General features: G+C 49.9%; 18 protein-coding genes. 8 read left to right on the top strand and 10 right to left on the bottom strand.

Features of this window, described 5'->3' with window-relative positions; all coding sequences use genetic code 11:
* The first annotated feature begins 340 nt into the window (after positions 1–340).
* Positions 341–700, top strand: a complete 360-nt coding sequence (locus tag ACIQUF_RS05020) for a hypothetical protein (RefSeq protein ID WP_403129094.1) — start codon at positions 341–343, stop codon at positions 698–700.
* A gap of 103 nt (positions 701–803) precedes the next feature.
* Here the strand turns inward: ACIQUF_RS05020 and ACIQUF_RS05015 are convergent, their stop codons facing one another.
* The 3 genes from ACIQUF_RS05015 to ACIQUF_RS05005 form a co-directional block, all read right to left on the bottom strand.
* On the bottom strand, positions 804–2,885 hold the full coding sequence (locus ACIQUF_RS05015; protein ID WP_403129091.1) for a hypothetical protein: 2,082 nt from the start codon (positions 2,883–2,885) through the stop codon (positions 804–806).
* A 68-nt stretch (positions 2,886–2,953) separates the two neighbouring features.
* A complete protein-coding gene (locus ACIQUF_RS05010) occupies positions 2,954–4,036 on the bottom strand; it encodes a hypothetical protein (protein WP_403129089.1) in 1,083 nt (360 codons plus the stop codon).
* Positions 4,037–4,519: 483 nt separating this feature from the next.
* Complete coding sequence (locus ACIQUF_RS05005; RefSeq protein WP_403130281.1) at positions 4,520–5,488, bottom strand: toll/interleukin-1 receptor domain-containing protein; 969 nt, start codon at positions 5,486–5,488, stop codon at positions 4,520–4,522.
* A 141-nt stretch (positions 5,489–5,629) separates the two neighbouring features.
* On the opposite strand from ACIQUF_RS05005, the gene ACIQUF_RS05000 reads away from it, so the two are divergent.
* Complete coding sequence (locus ACIQUF_RS05000; RefSeq protein WP_403129088.1) at positions 5,630–6,388, top strand: hypothetical protein; 759 nt, start codon at positions 5,630–5,632, stop codon at positions 6,386–6,388.
* 190 nt (positions 6,389–6,578) lie between these two features.
* On the opposite strand, the gene ACIQUF_RS04995 is transcribed toward ACIQUF_RS05000, so the two are convergent.
* The 6 genes from ACIQUF_RS04995 to ACIQUF_RS04970 all read right to left on the bottom strand — a co-directional run bounded on the left by ACIQUF_RS04995 (position 6,579) and on the right by ACIQUF_RS04970 (position 14,712).
* Positions 6,579–7,391 (bottom strand): DUF6216 family protein, encoded by an 813-nt coding sequence (locus ACIQUF_RS04995; RefSeq protein WP_403129087.1) that lies wholly within the window; start codon positions 7,389–7,391, stop codon positions 6,579–6,581.
* Between the two features lie 434 nt (positions 7,392–7,825).
* On the bottom strand, positions 7,826–8,752 hold the full coding sequence (locus tag ACIQUF_RS04990) for a hypothetical protein (RefSeq protein WP_403129085.1): 927 nt from the start codon (positions 8,750–8,752) through the stop codon (positions 7,826–7,828).
* A gap of 242 nt (positions 8,753–8,994) precedes the next feature.
* Positions 8,995–9,366, bottom strand: a complete 372-nt coding sequence (locus ACIQUF_RS04985; protein ID WP_403129083.1) for a hypothetical protein — start codon at positions 9,364–9,366, stop codon at positions 8,995–8,997.
* A 217-nt stretch (positions 9,367–9,583) separates the two neighbouring features.
* Positions 9,584–10,453, bottom strand: coding sequence for a hypothetical protein (locus tag ACIQUF_RS04980; protein ID WP_403129081.1), 870 nt, complete (start codon positions 10,451–10,453; stop codon positions 9,584–9,586).
* A gap of 84 nt (positions 10,454–10,537) precedes the next feature.
* Positions 10,538–12,409 (bottom strand): UvrD-helicase domain-containing protein, encoded by a 1,872-nt coding sequence (locus ACIQUF_RS04975; protein ID WP_403129079.1) that lies wholly within the window; start codon positions 12,407–12,409, stop codon positions 10,538–10,540.
* Entirely contained in the window at positions 12,406–14,712 is a 2,307-nt protein-coding gene (locus ACIQUF_RS04970) for an AAA family ATPase (RefSeq protein WP_403129077.1), read from the bottom strand. The genes ACIQUF_RS04975 and ACIQUF_RS04970 overlap by 4 nt, the downstream gene beginning before the upstream one ends.
* A 585-nt stretch (positions 14,713–15,297) precedes the next feature.
* Between ACIQUF_RS04970 and ACIQUF_RS04965 the strand changes: the two genes are divergently transcribed.
* On the top strand, positions 15,298–15,471 hold the full coding sequence (locus ACIQUF_RS04965) for a hypothetical protein (RefSeq protein WP_403129076.1): 174 nt from the start codon (positions 15,298–15,300) through the stop codon (positions 15,469–15,471).
* Between the two features lie 209 nt (positions 15,472–15,680).
* Positions 15,681–16,043 carry a histone-like nucleoid-structuring protein, MvaT/MvaU family gene (locus ACIQUF_RS04960; RefSeq protein ID WP_403129074.1) on the top strand — a complete coding sequence of 121 codons (363 nt, stop codon included), beginning with the start codon at positions 15,681–15,683 and terminating at the stop codon, positions 16,041–16,043.
* Positions 16,044–16,220: 177 nt separating this feature from the next.
* On the opposite strand, the gene ACIQUF_RS04955 is transcribed toward ACIQUF_RS04960, so the two are convergent.
* On the bottom strand, positions 16,221–16,904 hold the full coding sequence (locus ACIQUF_RS04955; protein ID WP_403129073.1) for a hypothetical protein: 684 nt from the start codon (positions 16,902–16,904) through the stop codon (positions 16,221–16,223).
* Positions 16,905–17,740: 836 nt separating this feature from the next.
* Between ACIQUF_RS04955 and ACIQUF_RS04950 the strand changes: the two genes are divergently transcribed.
* The 4 genes from ACIQUF_RS04950 to ACIQUF_RS04935 are packed head-to-tail and all read left to right on the top strand — an operon-like array spanning position 17,741 to position 22,792.
* Positions 17,741–18,436 carry a hypothetical protein gene (locus tag ACIQUF_RS04950; RefSeq protein ID WP_403129071.1) on the top strand — a complete coding sequence of 232 codons (696 nt, stop codon included), beginning with the start codon at positions 17,741–17,743 and terminating at the stop codon, positions 18,434–18,436.
* Positions 18,437–18,484: 48 nt separating this feature from the next.
* Positions 18,485–20,011 carry a hypothetical protein gene (locus ACIQUF_RS04945; protein ID WP_403129069.1) on the top strand — a complete coding sequence of 509 codons (1,527 nt, stop codon included), beginning with the start codon at positions 18,485–18,487 and terminating at the stop codon, positions 20,009–20,011.
* The gene (locus ACIQUF_RS04940; RefSeq protein ID WP_403129067.1) at positions 20,004–22,292 is read left to right on the top strand and encodes a hypothetical protein; all 2,289 of its coding nucleotides are present in this window, start codon (positions 20,004–20,006) and stop codon (positions 22,290–22,292) included. Before ACIQUF_RS04945 ends, ACIQUF_RS04940 begins: the two co-directional genes overlap by 8 nt.
* On the top strand, positions 22,289–22,792 hold the full coding sequence (locus tag ACIQUF_RS04935) for a hypothetical protein (RefSeq protein ID WP_403129066.1): 504 nt from the start codon (positions 22,289–22,291) through the stop codon (positions 22,790–22,792). Before ACIQUF_RS04940 ends, ACIQUF_RS04935 begins: the two co-directional genes overlap by 4 nt.
* Positions 22,793–22,818 lie beyond the last annotated feature (26 nt).

Below are 22,818 nucleotides of genomic sequence, written 5' to 3'. Positions count from 1 at the left end.
CATGCTGCACCCGTGGCTTTTGAACGCTCCTTGTGGCAGCGTGAGCGTGTCCGTCAGTATCTGGTCGCGGAATCCTTAGCCGAGTTTCGCTGCCAGCTGTGTTTGTATCCGAGTGGGGCTTTGTTTTGCAAGATCGGGTTGAAGAGTCAGGGCCCGCTTCCGCCTTAGGAAACACAGTTTGCGGTGGATCGCGCAACGAGAGGGGACTCTGATCGGTAGCAGTGAGTCGTCTTAGTGACGCTACCTGTCGTTTATATGCTGAGCGATACCGGGAGTGGCACTTCAGGCTCGATTCAATTAGAGTCTGTCGCTCGATTGATACTCTGGCAAGGAAAGCGGCATGAAGGTCAAGATTGATCACGTTCATGGACATGGTGATGCGTCTGAAGAGCGAGTGTTACTGAGTGTGGTGGACGACTGCGACATGAAAAACTACATGGTTGCAGATACCAGTTTCACCGCTGATGGACGGATTTCTAATAAACATCGACATGTGCATTGGTTCCAGTCTGTTGCGGTAAAAAAAGGTGAGCGAATTTCGCTTCATACCAAGCCGGGCACATATCAGACAACTGTAAGTGGTGGCGTCAAGTGGCATCACTTCTATTTCGGGCTCAAGACCCCGATTTGGAACGACGATGGCGATGCTGCGGTTCTGTTTGAGGTTAATAACTGGAAGACAACAAAGGCCAGACCCTAAGTCTCTCAGTCATTGGTCTGATTCTGGCTGTTATTTCATTATAAAGTGTATCTTGGGGGCTTCTGGATAAAAGGGGCTACCATTTGGTGTAGCCCCTTAAGAGTTAAACGCTATTGTTGACTTGCGTAATACTCCTAGCCGAGGTCAGTGCCATGAGTTTTGGGCTCTGTGCTCTAAGCTCTGCAAGCTGAGCGTTTACATTTTCGCTTAGAGTCGTAAACGGCGGTAGCTTTCCACAGATGACGGCGATCAGGTATTCGGACAGAAGGCTTCCCTGTTGAGGATCATCCAGCGCCGGAAGGAGAACCTCCAAAGTTTCTTCTTTCTGAATAACTCCATACTCGATAGCCGACGCGTTCCTAATGATGGCAGACCTGATAAGCCCTTCAGAGTAGTTTATGAAGTTTCTGGCTCCTAATACCTGAGTGTACGGAAACCCAGGAGAGAGACGTTTGGTCTCATCCTCGTGGCTTCTCATTTGCTGGAGGGAAGATGCTACAGCAAGCACCACGCCAGCAATTCCGGTCTTCTCTGGGGCGAGATAAGAACCACCGCCTAGCGTGATTGATTCGGTACGTGGATCTATGTGGAATAGTGCATCTTTGCCCGAAAGTCCTTCCTGGACATTGGAGAGTTTGGTAAGCCTATGATAAAAGATACCGGAGTTCTTAATCCCTTTTTTCACGGAGCCGTTTATGGAGTTGAATTCAAGGCACCAAGGGCAATCGAATTGATTGTAGTCAGGTAGTACTAGGATTTCAATATGCTGAAGGCTTCGCTTTACGCCTTCTCGGTCTTTGTACGCGACGCAATTCCTGAGTTTTTTCTCAGAGTTTGCTGAAGCAGGGCGGTACAGCCCTGATAGGAAAGTAATGTCACGAAGGTTTTGGTCGAGCTCTGGCGTCTCTCTTATCAAATTATTTAGCCGCTCGAATGGCTTTCCGTTGATAACGACTGGATCGTAAATCAAAACCTTATCAGAGGCGGAAAAGGCACTAACGGTATCGGCATCGAGAACGCTTTCTACCTCGGGTAAATATATGCATGTGGCCCCTAGTGAGCCAATTTCATCCCGCAGTTTCTCGTCGTCGCAAAATGTCAAAACAAGCGTGGTAGGCGTCAGGATGGAGGTTAGCTTTTCAGTTAAGGCACGAGAGAAGTTGTCGGTGCTGGAGAGTATGCTATAGTCGATGTAATAAGCGTAATGTTTATTGCCTTTAAAATGATCGCCTTTATGGAAGCGGATCATGTCATTCAAGCTGCTGTGATACTTTTCAAAAAAAGGCTTTCCTACGCTGGCGATATCTTTGCATAGAGTAATTCCGGAGTCGGTAAGGCTCTTTACGTAGTAAGCACTTGCGTGGATTTCAATAGGCTTGCTGTTTTTTTTGCAGAGTTCACATTCATCAAAATTAAAACGCCTGACATCGGCGTTGATCTTGCAGATCGTCTCGTCACCGCCATTGAACGAATACACGGCCACTACGGTGAGTTTTTTCAGAGGATAGGCAGCGCTGAAAATATCACGGAATGTTCTGATCAGGCTACCACTACTATCTACACTCACGATCAGTAGTGGATTGTTCGAAGATTTTAAGGCCGGCGTTGTGGCGCAGATGACAGACCTGCAATCACCATGCTTCCTGGCCGGGTGGGCTGGAAGGGCATCAAAGACAGTTGTTTTACCAAGAATCTGCATTGCGCGCAGTGGAAGCGCTGCAATCGACCAAGAGTCGATAAAAATATAATCAGAATGATCGATAGCTTGTAATAGCCAAAATGCGACCCTGTCTAAGTCATCTTTGTTTTTGATCGAGTCTCCAAGTCGGAAAAAGGCATCAGTATGATTGTGAGAAGGAGTAGTGAAGTGGTATTGCTCTCCTCCGCGTAGGAAGCTTTCATTAGAATATTTGTTAAGAAGCCTATCTAGATCGATGGAGGAAAGCTCCTTGGTGTCAAACTCATCGTCAACGAGTGGCGCACCTTCATTCGTTACTTGGTAAACTTGATAGCGTTTGAATTGAGTGCTGTAGCTAACTATCCCCACAAAGGGAAGGTTCAGGCGATTTATTAACTTGCTTCGAATGGGGGCATTGTCTTCTTTGTCTATCTCCGTAACCAAGTCCAGATTCTTAGCCAGAATATAACACTTGTCGTATGCTTCATCGGATGAACTGGTTGCCATTACCAGTAGTGGCTCAATGTCCGCGGGGCCGACTATGTCAATGCAGTTTACAATTATTGGGCTCATAGTCAAACCGGCATGATTAGCGAGATTGATGTCGAAAGTGTATCAGTTTGTGTTTCGGAATATAAGACCCTGATGTTGTCCAGGAATGTATCGCTGGTATGGTCATAATTGGCGCACAAAGCCCCGGAAGTCGTGATAACAACCAAGCCCTTCAGCTTTTGAGCGCACTCCATTGCCGCAAACAAGCCAAGGCCACGTCTTATAGGTTTCCGCTGAATTTTGGAAGTGCTGTGCTGGTAGAATGCTCGTTCTATAACTTCCGCTTTATTGAGCGTAGGAAGTGTATCCTTTAGGGATTCGTAAATGCCATGCCCAGAGTCGACGATGTCAATGATTAGATATTTTTTTGCGCCATCTTGTTGGGATCTTGCTTTTAGGTATGCGTCTAAGGCTACTGGCAGTCCTGCGTTCTTGATTTCAGTGAGGCTGTTGTAAATGACTCTCGATACTTTCATGTATCGTAACGACGTAGTGGGTTGGCGAGCATGGTGGATTGTATTTTCCCAGATCTCTTTCAGGAAAACATACAAACTCATGGAGTTGACAATCTTATCAAGTGCTCCTTGAGCTTCAGCTGTAGTCCCAATCATGCACTGTTCAATTTTGGGGCCTAGGAGCGTTCGGAAGTCTTCCTCGGAAGGCTCGGCCGAACTTAAGTTTAATACGGGAGGGTGTACATAGTAAGGATCCAATGCATAGAGCGAGTATGATTGGCTCCCCTGGAACGCACCATAGTCCATGTCTACAGCAGCGCTGACCATCTCCAGAAGCAGCTGTGTTATATCTCTGTCATACCTGTCTAGGATTACTAGATCTTGCATGCAGATGTTGATGAAGCAAGCTGAGACCAGGTAAGAGTCTTCTCGAATTCCATACTCTTCAAGCTCGCTTCTGGATAAGTGAATTTTTACTTTTTCTAAGTTTCCAGATCGGCCAAGGCCTATGATGCAGGAGATGAAGAAGCCTTCGGCTCCTATGGAGAAGCTAGAGTCCTTGTCAAATTTGAAGCTGGACTTCTGATCGTGTCTGATGTTCTGGATTAAATGACTTATAGAACATCCGGAAGGGATTGCGATCTCATTCATGACGGATAAACCTCTTCACCGAAATATCACGGGACAGTGTAGCATGCGCACCAGTAAAAGTTAATGTCTTACATGGTTTTTGTTTGATTGTGCGCTGCTAACTAAGTTGTAAGCATGCCCGATAATTCCTACGCCAAGTGTGGAGGTCGTCGACTTGATATAGTCCTTTATGTAGGTAGGCGTGCGTCATTTGATGTGCGGACTGTTCGGATGGTAATACGTCTCAGTAACTCCTAGGCGCAATTGGTGCTAACGCATCAGCGGAAAAATTGACTTGGTACGGCTAAAAAAGCCCTCCGCCACCATTGGAAGAGTCTATGCGTTTAAATGTGAAGTGAGCGAGCAGGGCTGCTTCCATGGTGAGAGCCTTATTGTGAGTCGATGAGTCGCCTGCATTTTCAACCCTCAAGGAGGGTCGGTCACCTGAGCTTGGGTTGGCGCAGGTGGCCCCAGTGCCCTGCCTGACTATTTGCTATCAATGATTCAGCGGCGGCGTTGCAGCGGTGCAATGAGGATGCTCCAAAGGGTTTCGGCACCACCTTCTTGGGAAAGTTTTTGGTCTGATCGGGTGTTGAAAGACATGCCAAAGGTCTTCAGGTAAAGGGATTGGTCGTCCGCATCTACCGTGAGTGCCTCATTGTACGAGCTGCCGCCGAATGAGTCTCCATGGCTGTAATAGATCCCGGCACCGAGCTGGCCGCCGGTGAACACGGTCGCTTTTGCAAGGTCGTGGCCGTCCTTGTAGATGCTCGCAGTAAAGCGATTCGCATCTACACGACGAAACACCCCCTCGTACCCTGGGTTGCGCGATTGAAGCTCCAGCAATGAGTTCTCGAAATAACGGCCGATGTACTCGAAGCTGTCGAATAGGAAACGGTCTTTGTCGAGCTGAGTGAAGCTCTTGGACATCCGAAGGTTGCTAGATCTAGGGCCAGCCGACGCTCTAGGGGAGGTGGCTGATATTCCATTGAAATCGTTGCGCTCAAATCGCGCTGTTGTAGTCGGCTGGCTGCGACCGCACCGCTCGGCTGCCTTTCGCACTTCCTTGGCTACTTGCAAAAATGCTTCGTCCCGATCCGGCCACAGCGTCACTGGCTTACCGTCCTGAGGCGTGCCGAGCAGCTTGCCGAACGGTGCGTGATGCCAGTCGCATGGGCGGAGAATCACAGGAATGACGATCGCTTCCCCCGCAGCATGACGCTCCATTGCACGCGCCATCTCGATGTTGTAGCAGTAGTCGGAAGCGATGAAGTCGGGACTCACCAGTAACAGGATAATGTCATCACTGTTGATGTGATCGTCGATGGCGGCATCAATCTCCTGGCCTGCACCTATTCTACGATCGTGCCATGTCTCAATAACGCCTTGGCGTTTGAGCATCGTGAGTTGCTTTTCCAATTGGTCGCGAAGCGCTTCGTCCGCGTGGCAGTAAGAGAAAAACACGTTTGGCAAAATGGCAGTCCCCATTTAGTAGGTGTCGTTCAGATCTTACGGCTCGCTCGTCCTCTAAGTACAGGGCTCATCCAGGTTCAACTCGCCCTGTTAACCTACGCCAGCAGGTATGATGGGATCATCTCTTCTTCGGACTCAAAAATGACGGCAAGCACTGCAACCTTGGAATGGCATTACACTCCAGCGAACCTTCTTGGAGATGCCCAGGCTGTTGAGGTCGGTGGAGCAACGGTGGTCATTCACCATGGTGTAGCTCGTGCTGATATGACCGAGGAGGTCTACCGGGCTGACAGTTCAGTTGCGCATGCGCTGCTTAGAGTCATCAAAGCCCGACTCGCTCCTTACGAGCGCCAGAGCTCTCAGCCGTTGCACATCGATACCTCGCCGATGATCACGATCACTCATGCGGATGGCAGGCCTCGTGAAATTCAACTTGATTGCTATGCCGCCATCTCGATCACTGAAAGCGTTGAGATTCAGATTTTCCGCAATGGCATCTTGATCGAAGACACTGAGCAGGAGCGGCAAAAACGGCTTCAGTCTGAGTCGGATCTGCTTTCGAAGCATGCAGAGGACGATTTGCTCTGCCGCTTGCTAGCAAGCCATAGTGCATCCATACGTCATCCAGGAGATGAATTCACCCACCTCTATGAAATCCTGGAGGCCCTCCAAGCCAAATTCGGGAAGCCTCCGAAATGGACAGACGCACTGGCAGTTGAGAGAGCCAAGGTCGGAAAATTTCACGCTGTGTGCAATGACCCATCAAGTGTCAGTCGACACCGTGGGCAATCAAAGGGCCTTCTCAGGGTACCGACTGCCGAAGAATTCAGCCATGTACGGGATTTCGGTTGGGAGATGATCATGGCTTACGCCAGATGGTTGGAGATGCAATCAGGTTAGCTCATCACAGCAGCCTTGAAGTTACTGAGTCTTAGAATAGTTGCCTTGAAAAGACGGAAACTTAATACGTCCATCCATCTTCCACAGTCCTTCACGCGTCAGGTGGGGCGCCTCTAGGCAGAGGACGCGCACCGTGAAAAAATCTTTCAGGTTATGGTGGCCATATGGGCGGGGTAGCATACTAAAGATATTATGGGAGTCGCCCTCTATTGCGTTTTTCTAATCTTCGGGTGATTGCTGTTTGGATGCTTTCTGCGTGCGCGGCTTTTCCAACAATGAAAATCGTTAAAAGCGCTAAAATAGTTGATGTTATGGCTATTATGATGGTTAATTTGTGTGAGTTTTTCTGAGCTTTTGAAAGAAAATCTGAGGAGTCGTTTAAAATCAGCTTGCATATAACTTCCTTGTCCCATGCGGATTTTAAAGGCGCTGGTGTTAGATCGAGAAGACAACGTCCTCTATCAAGCTCCCACTCGAAGGTGGGGCTGAACGCTTTATCTTGGCGCGCAATAAACCATGTTCCAGTCTTATTTACTTTCAAAGGTACTCCAGGGTAGATAAATAGACAGAGCGCAGCGCACAGGCTTAGAATGAAGTAACAGCAAAATAGATTGGTGAGAATATTCCGAGTCCGTCGCCTCCAAATTTTGACTTTCAACGTGTTAACATCGAAGTATGGTCGTGCTTTTGTTAGCAGTTCCAAATCCAGGTTGTGCCGCTTGGCCCAGGCTACAAGTCGGTACATCTGGCGTGTGGATTTAATGTTTAGGCTTAAATGCCAGTTGAAGTGATGGAGCTCTACATGTCGGTTAACGATAGCATTGATCTTTGGGTCTGAAAATTCACGCTTGCCCCCAAATAGTTCCAATACTCGATGCTTTAAAATGAACGAGGATTCTGTTTTTATCATCATCCAGAAAAAATAAATGATCGCAATTGTTGTTAGTGCTACAGGTATTTTTTCGAAAAGGGCGGAGATTGATGTTAGGTAATTGTTTTCCATAACTATTGTGTCGGTGTTTTGTAGGTGGGTTTGTAAGTTTTTAAACGGCCTGATGGAACTTGTCGTTAAGCTTCTTTATTGATCTGGTCGGAGGTTTTTTCTCAGTCGCCGCTCCATGTCGATGCGAGTATTTCGCTGGGCGTAGTTCCGGATGTTCGCTCGTTTGGTTGGGCTTGTACAAGGTAATACTGCCTCGCCCGTCCTCACGTTTCGAAAGATAAGTCCGACTCGTGGTGTCGGGGAACCGACGCCGCGTGATTCTGCGCTCACTCCGGATGGCACTATGCACAACGGCCAATGATGACTTTATTGTCATATGGGCCATTAGGCCGCTAGGTCGAGTAAGTTCATCGTGCTGAGCAGCCTCCCTGACTTCAATTATTCAATGGCGAGGTATCGGGCCATGAATAGCCGAATTGACGGCGATCTGAAGTCTAGCATGGGATCGACTTAGTAGAGGAGCGCGTCTTTTGACTGTGGAGTGAAAGGGCGGAAGTGAGGTCTTCACCCATCATAAAAAGCGCCGCTTCGATTTCCCGACCCGACCATGTCCTAGGTAATCTGGCCCCTGTTGCATTAACAGTCGGGGCCTTAGCCATCTGTTCTATGATCCAGTTTGCTCTGCGATTCCACGTGGCGTGCTTTCGGTGAGTGCTGACGTGTTTTGCAGGAGAGAAATATTTGAACACAACTGCGTCAGGCGTCCTGGGGGTACGTGGCTTCTTCTGCGTGTTGGCGGGCATGCAACCGAAACGCAAATGCTGGGGTACCGCACGGTTATGCGATGTTGCCCAAGACTGAACGAGCCATGCAAGTGCGGCAGCTACGCGGCTGTCATAGATCACGAAGTTCGGTAGAACCATTGAGTGGATCTTGGTGGTGCCGGCATTTGAGCGTAGATCGTGCACTCCCTTCAGAGCTTGTTCATCGTCCGAGATGAGCGCGGGAAGCGCACGCTCAAAATAGCCATGCAGGTTATTGCCCATATTATCCAACCAGGTGCCATTGCCGGGACGCTTGAAAACACCGCCCCATTCCATGATGGCTCTGGCCCAACTCGCCAGTTCGTCATGATTGATGGACTTTTCATTCAGGCAAGCCTGGATACCCATTGAGAGTTTCCCGAGCAAAATCGCATTGTCGTGGAAGCTTGAGCGAGCAAAAATGCTTTCTTTACCCGTAGGTGTCACCAGGTCAATTCTTCTGATCGGCCACCGATAACGTTCGAACGAGGCGCTGAGCAGCCGATCAACTCCACCGGCGTGCGGAAAATCGGTAGGACGGGTGCCCACCACGGCCGACTGAAACCAGATCATGAACGCCTGGGTGTCCGGATCTATCAAAAACTCAGTTTTCGTCATTCAATTTGCTCCTTAGCAGAGCGTGATAATCGCATGGATCGTCTTAGGTGGGTGCCGGCTATGCGGGATGAGCACGCACCGTGCGGGAAAGGAACTAGCCTAGGCGAGATGGGGGGCTAGTGGCCTGAGACTAAATTTCCTTCTCCTGAGGCGCTGGAGAGGGCTGGGGCCACGATCTGATTAACCTACACATTTTCCTGATTGGCCCTCTGCAGCATCGTGAGTTTCATTGCACTCACCTATCAGGTCGCTTGACGCGTAGAGATAAAGGGTTTGACCCCTTGCTGATCAACCGCTTCAAGCTGGAAATACCCTTTAGCCTTCAGTGCGGCGATGACCTTACATTCAGCATAAGGAGTGCTGTATGAGATGCTGGGGCTTTGAATGTCGAATATCATCGAGTCTGAATAGCCTGGCTCGAATCGCAGGTTCTCCAGGGCTCCGATGACTTCACCATTAGTTTCAGCAATCTCGATCACGAGGTTACGCAGGGTCGACTGATCGCTATTGGAGACTTCAGCAGAAAACATTTGTTGCCGCGTTTTCGCATACCATCCAGTGCCCGCAGAGCCGATTCGATTGAGGCGGATGTGGGCGAGCAGAACGATTTCCATGGTTACTCCTCTGGTTGTAACGGCGCTTATACCTAGTGTTGGCGATGCTGTAAGTGAATGCCCAGCGAGCCAAGCTTTGGCGAAAGACCGCCAGCTCATCCCTGATGACCTTTGCTGCGCAAAGCCGAGCAGGCCGCGCGTGAGTTATCAACGGCTGTTCTCAACATCGCGATTGAGTAGCCGGTATACTCGAGCTGGTCATCGGCGGGCAACGTTTTCATGCTGTTGGACGCTTGTCTTGCGCTTGAGCGGGAATGCTATCGGGTGCTCCGAGCCCGTTGTTTGGGAGTGTTGCAGCCTCTGAATAATCGTCCCGACGAAGTTGCGAGTGATTCACTGGGCAGCTGAAGCCTATGCTCAAAAGGCGTTTTTCAATATCGCGTAGCTCTTCGTCGGTGGCTAACGGGTGCACTCTGACTTCGCGGATGGCGCGCCCAAAATTGAAATTCAGCACAAGGCCTAGGTTCTTCCTTCGGATCACCTTGCGAGCCTGGGTGCGCCCTTCGGGGGACATGCAGACGGTGATTAACGGACTTTCATGAGTCAAGTGATCGCCATCGCGTCCTCCCATGCTTTCGAAGCCAGTGAGTATCGAATACCTGGAGAGGCTGAAGACGACCCGAAACTCCTTTTCTTTGTGAAACTTTTCATGCTTCACCCGCAGTGGATCATGAAGAGCGCCTGCTTTGAGTGCATCATCATACGTGACACGATAGCCTTCCAACGCGTGTTCCAACGGTTCGGCAAATGCATCCATCAGCCTCCATTCCTCGGTGAAGAGGATCACGCCCTCAGTCCCGTATTCATCCCACATTTCCTGATTTTCTTCTGTACCGAGATACCAGCAGCTCAGAAAGTTCTTCTTGCGTCCTACGTCCTGCATATCGAGCATGAGCTTGTCCAGATCAGCAAGGAGTTGAGGATCTAAATCCTTTACGTTTTGAGCCAGGTATGTGGACAGGTAGGTTTGATCGGAGACGCCTTCATTTTCATCCGTTTGATGCTCGGCGGCACTCACATACAAGCCTGCATCGGCGATGAGCCACTCCAGCTTCTGCTTCGTGAGGTACCGCATCATGTCTGCCATGGTTACTTTTATCCTTGCTTAAGATTGCTGGCTTGGCTTCGATTGGAGGAAGGTTCGCAACCGATGTCGAACCGACGGCAAATCTCAAAGCACGATGATCTCTTCAGCCTCTAACCAGCCCGCTTCGATTACCCTCGCTTTGGCTACTTCAGGCTGGACGGTGTAGACCACAACGGCCAGGCTCTCTTCGGCGCGGCTGCAGGTTACGTATAGAAGCCGGCGTGTGCGCGAGAGGGAATCGTCCTTGCCGGCGCGCTGATTTTTCACATCGGTTGGTGATGCGGGCTTAACCCCCAGTAGTTTTTCGTAGCTGAATAGGAAGCCACCGGCTTCTTCGTCGTTCAGGACTACCATGACACGCGGAAACTCCAATCCCTTAACACCCTGGTGCGTGTCAAACGGTGACAGCCCATTTGCGTAACCGGCGAACGCAGCCATCTCCGAATAGGGTCGTCCTAGTACAACCCGGTAAGCATGGATCTCTAGAGCTTCTCGATCGGACGTTTCTGGTGCTGGTTCTGTAGTGGCGCCTTGAACCAAAGCTTCTGCGAAGCGCTCTGGCAAGTCGAGAAGGCCAGTCCGCCGAAGAAGATGAGCGACCTCCTCGATAGTTGGATCGTTGTCCGTGAGCAGCTCGCAGAGCGACTGGGTTGCTTCGCCCACGGATTCTAGTACTCCCAATTGGTTGGCAACTGATTCGAGATAGCGTGGATCGAGCAAGGGTGATCGCAGTCGAACTGCCTCCATGAGCGTGAAATCATCAACCCGTGAAGCTTCGACAATGGGGGCGACCCGCTCGAAGAAGAGCTTGAGAAGGGGTAGATTTCCGTCCAGCAGGCCCGTATTTAAATGCTCGACCTCATACAGTGGTGTGAACACGCCCTCAAACCCCATGCGGCGACCGGCCATCTTATGTTCCAGGATTAGCGTTTTTCGGCCTTTCGAACCGGCTGCCCACTGCGCATCACCTGTGATTTCGGCCATTTGCCTGGCCACACGCTCCTCAAAGTTAAAATCTTGACCCGGCTCTTGCTGCGTGCAGAACATTCGCACTGTGCCCTGTATAGCGCCAGGCTTGGGTGTTTGCTGATGGCCATCAACGCTTGCACGGATCACGTTAATCAGATTAACGACCCGCGTAGGGCATCGACGGTTGATGCGCTTCACGGGTTTAGCCCAGTCAGCTGGGATTGCAGCATCCAATCCAACCTTCCCGTCGTTGTAGATGCGCTGCATGGTGTCACCGAGAAGCCCAACGCAAAACCGTTCTGGGATTGCTGCTTGAGCTTGTAGAAAGGCATCCATGAGCGGGCCGTAGGTGTCCTGGCTTTCATCAATCAGGAGCACCGGATGCCGATCGGCCATCACGTTGAGCAACGGCGGCTGCGGTATGAACGCTGCGGCCATCTGGATGACCTCGCTGTGGTTCAGCGATTGCCTGCTGCGGTTGTCTCCTGTCGGACTGTAGGTAAAGTCGGGGATGTCGTTCAGGCTCGCCAGCCGACGCGTCTTGCTGTTTCGGCTCGCCTGGTTTGCACGAGACGTCTTGTTCTCTCCCTGCGCCCGCCGGAGTTTGTCATCCAGTTCAGCGATGTCAGCATTGAGCTTGATGCGCAACCATTCGCGAATGTCGTCGTTAAAGCCCTTGATCATCCTCCACGAGAATGCATGGATCGTTGAAACTTCGACCAAAGGATCATGCCCAAGGCGACGCGCGATTTCCTCACATGCTGCGTTGGTGTAGGTAATGATCGCGATCTGACGGCTTTCAAACGTCAGGCGCTGGCGCTCACGATTTTTCAGCGATTTTACTGCTTCGACGAGGGAGTGAGTTTTGCCTGAGCCTGCGCCGGCATACAGAAAGAAGCTGCGAGGCTTCTCCAGATTCAAACACTCCTGGATGACGTCATCGGCAGTTGGCTTCGCATCATCGGCAATATCCGTCTCGGCACTCATTTTTCGCTCACCTCGATGCTGGCCGTTGGAATAATGAGGAGCTCCTTGCTCTTCTTCCTGAGCTTGCCCTCCAGCCAAACAAGCCCCTCACGGATGTACTCCGGAAGCTTCACTTTGGCGAAGTCAGGATCACCCAATACCTGCAAGGCAAACTCAGCTTTGTCCCCATCCCGGAGTGCATCGAACAACGCTTGGCCCAGATCGTCCGCAGTGCTGGAGTCGCGCAGTGCGTTGGCAAAACGCTTGGTCAAACCGCGTCCTTGCTTAGTCGCAAAATGGTTTACGTTAGTCAGCACCAAGCTGTCCTCGAAGGTGTTGGGCAGCGCTTCGGTGTCACCTGCCATGCTGGTAAGTCGAACGATGACAGGGGTCTGATACGAGATTCGGATAGCGAACAGCTCGTCAATTTCCTGGGTTTTCTGCTCCTCACCTAGATCCAGCAAGGTGTCGACATCGTGTCCGATCTGTCGGGCTGTTACCCAATTGCGAAGTGTCGGGTTATTGGTAACCTGCTCCGCGTTTCGCCTAACAGGCACGGCTGACTTCTTGTAGCCGGCATCCAGATCCGTGATCACCAATGTGACTATACCGAGCGCATCTACCAGCGGGCGGAGACGGTGCGCGTGACTGCCTCCGATATCCAGGGTGGTGATGTAGCATCGGTCGAGGAAAGGGAAGTGGTTGCGCAAGAAGTGCGGGAGCATCATCCGCTCTGCCGCGCCTTCTACCAGGATGACCGCGTCAGCGAAGAACAGATCGGCATGCTGGGCCCTAAGATACCGGGTCACGAACTCCTTCGTTTGCTTATGTGGGTTCTTCTGGCCGAACACAGTGCTCAGGTTGGAAACGGTCGACACAGGGATAGGTATGCCGGCCATCCCCGCGGGTAACCTGCGGAAGTAGCGGAGGTTTGCATACTCGGTTTCATGGGCAATGTGGCTCGAATGGGAGCTGACCACCAGTTGAGTTTTGAGCTTCGGATATCTCTTAAGCAACGGGTCGTTGCAAAGGACGTGATATGCATGCTTGATGAAGGCTTGCTGCACTTGAACATGAAGGTGGGCTTCAGGCTCTTCGATTAGCACCAGGTGAATCGGCTCGACGCCCGCGTCGGACTGCTCAGTATTCTTGTATTTCCCCAGCCATTCGTCCCGGAATGCCATCAGCTGGAAGATCATCGAGATCAGGTTTTGGTAGCCCAGGCCGTTCGAGGTCTCGGGCAAGCGCATGGGAGGGGCGCCGGGAGCGCCAGCAGCAGAATCCAGTTCGAACAGCACTGCTGCTTCATGGTTCATGCCGTCAGTAGGAGACAGACGTGTCTCAACTCTGATAGCAGGGTCAGAGTTGTTGGGGTATCCCAAACCTGCGACCTCCTCAAGCGCAGGCGCGAAGCTGGAAGTGAGTCGGGAGTCGAATGCAGACTGAGCGGCCTGGATGGCAGTGAGAGCCTCTAAATCAGAAATGTCCGGGCTGTCACCCGGATCCAGGTGTCGCTTGTAGTAAGCCCGCAATTGTTCTGTCAGCTTTTTCCCTGAACCACCTCTGCCTTCGGTGACTGATTCTTCGGCGCTGTCCCCAAAGCCTCGCTGGGCGTTGATTTCGTGCACGCGGATAAGGTCGGTCAACGGGTTGCTCTCAAGCGGCCTGGCCTTGTCAGTGAGCGCTTGTAGATCGGCGTGGCGCGTCTTGGGATCAGGTGCGTGGAGCTGATTGGGATCGAGGCGGTACCAGCAAATGGTGAACATCGTTCCGAGTCGCCGATTCAAGTAGTCGTGCAAGCTTTGGGGCCATAACGGAAGTGCGGGTGGCTCCTTGCCTTCGGCCGACTTTTTCAGGATCTCCTGTTGTAGCAGTTTTACGCGAGCCCGCTCTTTCCGGTAATCGGTAAATATCTTGCCCATGTCCTTAGGTTCGAGCCGAAAGCGCATCCCGACATGGCCGCCTTTCCAGGCAAAATTGGGAATGAGATCTCTGATATGGTGCAACTCGCCTTGGGAGGCCTCCACCCAGAGATCCAGGGTGGGCAACCAGCGCGCCCAATCATTCGCACCGGGGACTTCAAACCCCTCATCCGCCGCTTCCCATTCGGCGCCAATAGCGTCGATCGTAGAGAGGTGGCAAAGCGTCAGATCCTGTAGGCGGAACGCGCTCGCTTTCGAAAGCAGAAACTTGCGCAGCGCTAGCATCGCGGAGGACTTGCCGCTGTTGTTGGCGCCGACCAGAAGGGTGGTGGTGCTTGCCAGGTCGATTCGGACGGACAGGAGCTTGCGAAAGTTCGCTATCTCCAAGTACTGGATCTGCATGGTCTCTTCCCTGCGACGGCTCAGTGGGCGGGCTGCCTAGCTGATAGGTGTTGGGACTCTAGCCGAGCGCCGGCTTGACTCCAAGATCGGTGATTGAAATTGGCCATCATAGCCAGGGCTTGTGTCTTGAATTGATTTGTTTCTGGGCGGAAGCTATAAGCCCAGCGCGTGACGCGCCCTCCGTGAGCATGCCTTTGAATAATAGGCGCCAGGCGGACGAGGTTCCTGAATTTCGCTATCTTTAGCGAATCACTGACGTGACGACTGCGGACAATGGAAGGTTGGTCGAGTAGGGGGCTTGAAGGACAGTTTCAGAAGCTTCCCGAGGTCGGCGTGATTTTGATCGATGGCTTCTTGGTATCGAAGGGATTGGGCCCAAAACAATAGGGATTTTTATAGGGCCGTTAAGAGCCCAAGTCCTTCTGATCGACCTCCGCCAGCGTAACAAGATCACAGGTGATCTGTTTGCGGTTTCACAGCTAGTCGCCAGTGAGAGGCTAATGGGCGTGCTTGAAGCGGTGAATGGCCGGTGGGGTATTGGCTCGATCGGCTGTTGGTTGCGGCTGGCGTAGCTGTTGAAGAGCGATGGGCACCGGTTGGATCGCTTTTGAATCACGTCACCGTGCTGCCATCCTCAATGTTGCATTCTCCCGTGCTACTGTCGAAGGTCTTAACCTCGAAGCCATCGACCCTTCAGATGCGATGAAAAAATTTGTTCACAATATGAGCTTTAAAAAGGTGCTGGATTCTCGACGGTAACATCCTTGGACGCGCAGCGCTTCGCTCGGGTAGGTGCATGAAGCGATACGAGCCTAGCTAGTAAGAAGGATATGGTTTCCTAATGTTGCTACTAAGCCAACTAGTGCTGTTGTGGTGAACGAACTGCGCGTCGCAGCATCAAATTCATTATGCCCGGTTCCACATTTGGGTTAACCTATAGGCACTTTTCAAACACCTGAGGATTACATATGTCTCGTTTGGCAGAATTCAGAAAGCTTGAGCAGACCCTGGCCGCGCAGCTCGCTGAGCTTGAGGCGATGAAGGGCAGCACCGAGCTGAAGAAAGAAATCGAATTTGAAGAAAAGCTTCGTGATTTGCTGAACAAGTATGGCTTCAGCCTACGTGACATCATCAACCTTTTGGATCCTCAAGCGGGTCGTCGTAGCGCCCCGGCTGCCCCGGAGAAATCGCCGCGTCGTGCACGCCAAGTTAAGCAGTACAAGAACCCTCACAATGGTGAGATCATTGAGACTAAAGGCGGCAACCACAAATTGCTGAAAGAGTGGAAGGCTCAGTACGGGTCAGACGAAGTAGAATCCTGGGTGTCTTGAGTATTGCTTGCTACTAAAAACGGCCCGGTGGGCCGTTTTTAGTAAGGGGGGCGACTAATTCTGCGCCCTGTTCGACGAGCGTCATGATGGGCGTACCGACGCGGGTGGCGACGTTGTCGTACCCATTCAGCGCAGCTCCATGCTTCTTCTCCAGTTCATGGGCTGTGTGTGGAGGGATCACCAGCCCGCGTAATGACTCAAAAGGTGTGCCCAGATTGTCAATGCCTGACCGTCTCTGCGAAGGACTTGAAGCGCCGTCGCTGCAGGAATTTTGGTCGGGCACCCACCAGTCAGGAAACACTTGTCCGGCCCCGAATGATAAAGGTGCATCAGGGTCAGAACCATAATCTGTTGAACGGGCTCCATGGATCTGTAGGCCTTGCGCATGGCCTTCAACCTGGCCGGGATAGGCTCAGATTGTTGATAGTCGTAGCCCTGTGGCCGCATAGTGAAGTGACGGCCCTGAGAGCCATAGGGCTTGACCTGGATGAAGCAGCTCTCCAACTGATAGTCATCGACGATCTTCCACGCAGTGTTCCCAAAAACTTCGCCTCGCAGCGCTGTCGAAGGATAAACAGGAGGCTCAGCACCACAGATAATGGCCAGGGCAGTGGATTCGACCCCATCCATACAGGGCGTTTTATCGACTAAGTCCACAAGTGCGTAATTAGGGATGCGGCCCGCCGCAAAATGGGGGTCTATAGCTGCATAGGCAGTCATGGCAACCGGGGTGCAAGAGTGGTGGATGTAGCATGAACTTGCTGTCTCCATATCGGTGAATGCCCAAGTGCCCGTGGACGTTCTGAATACTCCCAGTTCACTGAGCAAAGAAAAAGCGTCACTTACATAGTGGTTGCTCATCGAGATGTCCCATCTTGCCGCTGTGAAAGGCATGCCTGAAGTGGAATGTCATGATGCACTGGCTCCGCAGTACTCTGGTACGTAACCGTTCGGTCAACGCACCTTCCTGACACCGTCGCTTGAGGACACGGTGTCCACATTAAGTGGATATCATCTTTAGCCTTTTTTAAGCGGACGCCTATGCCACAAGATCGCCACTCCTATTCCAAGTCCTTCAAGTCCAGATCTTGTCTTCTGAAGTGACCACAACGCGTGGAGAAAGGGATCAAGCAAGGATCTGCCCTTGGTGAAAAAGCTCATACTAAGGCTATTTCGTAGAAGGATTCATTGGCTGCGACCTGGTTTACTCGCGAGCATGAGTTTAGTAGCGAACGCCAAGGCAATTTTGCGTCTCTCAGTACAAGTTGGCACGATATTCTCATCGAGTGTTGCAGGTAAGTCATTGGGTCAGCACGGTGAGCTTAGTGTTGAATTCATATTAGTCAATCGTAGCGTATGGACTAGATGGCTTCTTCGGACGAAAGGTATTTTAACTATCAATATATGGCTTAATCGTAAGTTCCTACCCGGAGGGCCTTGGCCGTACCCGATTGGGTGTTTGGCGAATGGCAGCTACCCCAATTTGGGGTAGCCTTCTGAAGGGGGGGAAGGGGTGGAAAGCTAGGCTGAGGTCAGAGCCCCAAATTGGGGTTGAATAAGCAGTCATTTTTCCGAAAATAAGCGTTATTGAAGTTATATAAGGTTGATTGATTTAAGTGTGAATAATCCAGAGTTATAGGTTGCATTAATTATTGGAGTGTGCTAGCAATTAAATTACTCTCATTGGAGTTTTTACCATGCTCAGAACACTCGTGCTTTCATACTATCCAAGAGTTTATGTCAGCGAGGATATGATCGCTCGATGCATGGGTATGTATAAACGCATCATTGATAAAAACACGGTCAGGCAAGCGCTATGTGTATTTGACGTGTTTATGGGAGTTTGTCACCTAAGACAACATGATCTGAGTTGTCCTGAGATTATTGCCCGGTTCTGGGGTTTTCTACTTTCTGAGACTAACGCCACTTATATATTTGCATGGCGTATCTTGACGTGCGTAAGAAAGTCGGCGGATGAAATAGGGTTAAATGTATCTGGATTCAAGTCAAGTTGTGGGAAGCGCTATGAGCATCAATGCAGGGCTTTATATGCTAATGGATATAAAGATGCAGCGCGTCTGAGTTTTTATGAGGGGTGGTGGGCGCGATGGCGAAGCGACAGAGAGCAGTTTGTCAATCTAATACCGTTTTATGTTAAGTACGGTGAAAGCTATACATCCTACGTGTTTAGCAAGCTTAAGACGTATCTTCAAAAGCACACAACAGAGACGCTGAAATATAAGATTCGTCATTCTGACAGTTTTGCTAGGATTGTCAGTGAAACCTTCTTAAATGTTGAAGAGTTGCAGTTGTTGCAAAATTCTCATGAGCTTAGTTTGTTCATGGAGGCTGCATATAGTAGCGAGCTTGCAGAGAGACTTAAAAACGGCTAGGACTTGGAGGCTTTTTATAGGGAATGGGCTGCGCTAATCCATTTTGTGATGAGTTTCTATGTTAGGCAGGGGATACTACCCGAGCCTGAGTATCCGTTTGCGATTGAACGGTACACAGGCCCGGCCACTCGTGGTGTCAACACCCACCGTGGGCGTAAAAAGCTGATTAAATTAATAACGCCAATTCCCGATACTATTTCAAACCAGGATGCTGCAAGTAAGCTCTACGAACAGATCAATGGGGATATCAGCAGGGTTGTAAAAGCCTGTGAAGAGGCAAGGCAAGACATCATCAGTGCCTACAGAAGGCGCAAGAAGGCTGCACATCTTGCCGAAGATGCGGAAGTGTATAGACAGGCTACTTCGAGTCAACGGCTATATATGTCAAGATCCAAGCTTTGGGAAAGTAACCCATATCCAGATATAGACGATAAAGAATTTGAGCGGGTGTTTGGGTGCCTGAAGCGAGAGCTTTCGTCTTGTCTTGGGTTGATGGATAGCACAACACTTCTGCCGTTCTTGTATTTATTAATCAATGAAGTGCCGGCAATTACCAAGTCATGGTTATTAAACTACCAAGTCAAGGACAAGCACAACCAAGATACTGATGATTACGAGGAAAGCAATCGCACCAAGAGCTTAAAGCGACGTCGAGGGCCCGCTTCGGCACTTCAAGGTGTACACCTTACGCCCAAGGCGCAGGAGTTAATTGATGAAATTAAAGAGCTGACAGCTGAGGCACGAGCCTACCTCCAGAAGAATAATAAGATTGATGCTAAGTATTTGCTGTTGACCAGTGCCACCGGAACCTCTTTGCCTTCAAAGAAAACAAAGTGGTCGGGTATGAGTGTACAGCAGAACAAAGACTCCTTGATGGCAAAAAAGATAGAGGCTGTTTTTGGCGAAGATGCGAGCCAGGTCTTGGAAAACCTTACCCCCAAAACCATGCGCACCTCGTCAGCGGTTATAGTTTATTTCAAGACATCGAGCGTCCATGCGATGGCTGAGGCTCTTGGGCAGAAAACCTACATTCCTAAGCTGCTCGATAAATACCTGCCGAAACCGATTCGGCAGTTTTATCTGAGTCGATGGATTCGTACTTTCCAGCTCGGAATTATTTTTGAGTGTTTTAAGGAGTCTGAATATCTGCTGGATGTCATGAACATCGACACCCTTGGAGAACTCGAAACATTCATTAAGCATCACAGGCTTTCCCCTCTTCCGCCGCAGTTGAATCTAAAAAACTGGTTACCAGCCAATGAGCGAAATGATGGAGGCACTGTGGTTAAGGGAATCATTCCTGTCTGCCCAATGCTCTGCACACTTTTGATCACTATGGCACCAATCTTTAGAGAGTGGCAGTCCAAGGGGCATACAATCAGTGAGAAGTACTTGAATTGGGCTTTGAACGGCGAATATTTAACGCATGCTGTAGCGCTGTATGAGCGGGGCGAGATTGAGGTTGTCTCTGAGGAAGTCGCTTCGATTTTTCGGAAGTCCGGCTACTCCATTCCTTTGGCTGCGAAACTTCGGCTCATGATCGAAGATGATGAAGAGGGGCTCTCATATGCCTAATCGACGCGCGAAGAACATTGAAGCAAAGGTTGAGAGTCCTATCCTTGCCGAAGAACTTTCAAAGCTAAAGAATATGAGGTATTACGAGCAAAGGATGAGGCTTCGAGAGCTGGTTAGCATTGGTGCTGGCGGAGAGGCAGATATAGATACGCCAGATTGGCTTATTGAGGGGGGCAACATTGAATCACCACTTTGGGTGTGTTGGTTTGGTACCGAAAAAAAAGGAATCAAGATTGTGGTTGATTTCTGCATCCAACTCTATGACGGGAGCATGCTAACTGATAGCGTCAACACAACACTTTTAAAGATTATCAAGGTGTTCTTGGTGCTTCAGATCCATCCACGCTACAACGGTGGCTCAAGAAGAGGGGCGGACGCAGAGGCGCAGATATTCAGGCATGGTCTTCACTTCGTCGATTGGCTATTAATGGGGGGAGAACGCTTCAATATAACGCAGTGCGGGCTTTCTCTCATTACCGAAAGCGACCTTGTTGAATACCTCCTTCTTAATACGAGCAACCCCATATCAACTCATCTTTACGTTTACCCTACAAGGCTGGCTATCGAGTTGAAGCGATTGTCATCAAAGATCACAATAGAGGACGCGATTGACACACAAGAAAAATGGCACGAGTGTTTCGACCTCATTGATATTGCCGATCAGACATTGGATATGAGCAAAGATGACCTAATCAGGGCGAGGGTCTGGATGTACCGAAACGGCTACTACATTAAGCAGTTTGGCGTATTGAGGTATAATTCGGCGCACTTCATTCGGTCGCTTTATCGGAATACGCTAGGAGGTGTGAGGCTTGCTGTTAAAACTTTTGATGAGTTGAATGGGGGGGTGGTTTGGAAGACGGAGTACCCATCTGTCCCTATTCGAAATGAAGTAACTCCGACGGTATCTAGTAAAACATTGGGGCGTATTTTGCGAGCGCTTAAAAAGCTTCCCATTCTGAATAATTACTTCAAGGCCGCACGCTTTGATAGTCAGGCGCTCGCCAAAATTACGGTCAAGACCATACTTTCCAAAGTAAGTGAAAAACCTAAGGGTAGGTTTCGGTCACTACCAGGGGAGGTGGTGTTTAATTTGGTTCGTGCGTCTTATGAATATATAAGGAACAATGCTTTCAGAGTTATGTCTTCGGCAACTTTCAATTCCGTCGCAAATCAGGGCAGCAAGGCCAAAAGGGCATTCAATATAATAGGTTCCCCATTCGAAAATATGAACAGTAATATTATGACTCAACCTAGCATATTTTCCGCTTGGATGATTCCATATACTCGGCGTCAGCCTGATTATTTTGAGTTGTTTAGGTCTGATTATTGTCTCTATGATTCTTATACTGTTCTGATGGGGGCTTATATATCAATCATAGGCTTGCTAACGGCTAGGCGTCAAATCGAACTATTGAATTTGCGTGCTAATACCTGTCTGCTGCCAAATAAAGATCCCTATTTGAGTGAAAATAAAAGTATTCAATATGAGTTATTATTTGATGGGGGTAAGACTGGGAATAGGCATGGTAAAGAGCTGATGCGCGTTACGGTGCCGACAATGGTGGCGAAATTGATATGGGACTTGAAGAGATTTCACGCAAACTGTTACAAGGCGGGGCTGATTTCCTTCGATACTCCTCTTTTTATTTATATTCGTCCTGATAATCTGTCATTTAGGCCTATGGATGCCCGGATTTTCAACAACTGCTTAAGTGCTGTCTGCGACTATACTCAAACGCCGGTGGTGACACTGGAGAATGGGACGCAGGCTCGCTTCTACGTCCGGCAGCATCAAATGCGCAGGTTTTTTGCAATGGCATTTTTCGCATCAGCTGGATTCAAAGGTTTGGACGCATTGCGCGCCTTTTTAGGGCATAGCGACCTTGAACATCTCTATAATTATATTCTCGAAATCACACCTGGCTCGATGCTCGAAGGTGTTAAGGTTGAATGTATTACCGACGCCATTCTGAAAAATGAATCCACAATAGAGCATTTAGATAAAGTTAAATATATGCTGTGCGAGCGTTTACGTTGTCGCGATATTGGGGCTAAATCATATTCAGAAATTTGTCATGGACTTAAGGAGGCCGCTGACAATGGCGACATCGTTGCTGATTTCGACTTTACTGATTTCAGCTACGGTCAAATTTACGCCGATGTGGCAAAGCTTGTCCAAAGCCATCGTATTGATTTAAATCCAGATTTCGCCATGCTGACCACAGAAGACGGCAGTACTTTTGAGATGAAGCTTTCCGTTAGAGTACGCTACCCATGAGCAATAAGATCGAGGCGGGAAGGACTTCTATGGTAAAACTGTTGGCGCTAATGCATGATGTTATTAACAATCCCGCGTTGTACAGAGAAAATATGGCGTTGGTGTCTGCGCTTGGAAGCCAAGTTGCATTGGCCTGTTATGCAGATGACGAGCGGGGAATCACAGCATTTAGTCTGAATACTTTTAAGAAGCATGCAATTGGACTGGGTGAGACTTTTCAAGGCATTGACTCAATCAGAAAAGCAGCGTTAAAGGCCATCCAGAAAAATAAAGCGTGCAGGAGACAACCTAGTTCGCGGCGCTCCCAAAGTGAGACTATAGCTCTTCTGAGGAAACAGCGTGCTGCACAGGATATTGATTTGATGCGTCTCGTAATGATTGTGAAAGAATTGAAGGATCTTGCTCAGCGTCTGGCTGAGCTAGATTTGCCGGACAGGAGTGGCTATTACAAAAAAGAAATCTCTCGCATCAATTTGATGCTCATCACGCGAGGGCGTTGAGGTGTCTGGCTTTCAGTTACATCGAC

This window comes from Pseudomonas sp. NPDC090233 (assembly GCF_044772285.1).
Lineage (GTDB): Bacteria > Pseudomonadota > Gammaproteobacteria > Pseudomonadales > Pseudomonadaceae > Aquipseudomonas.
Note: the sequence above shows the minus strand (reverse complement) of the source record. Positions and strands in the feature narration are given on the sequence as shown.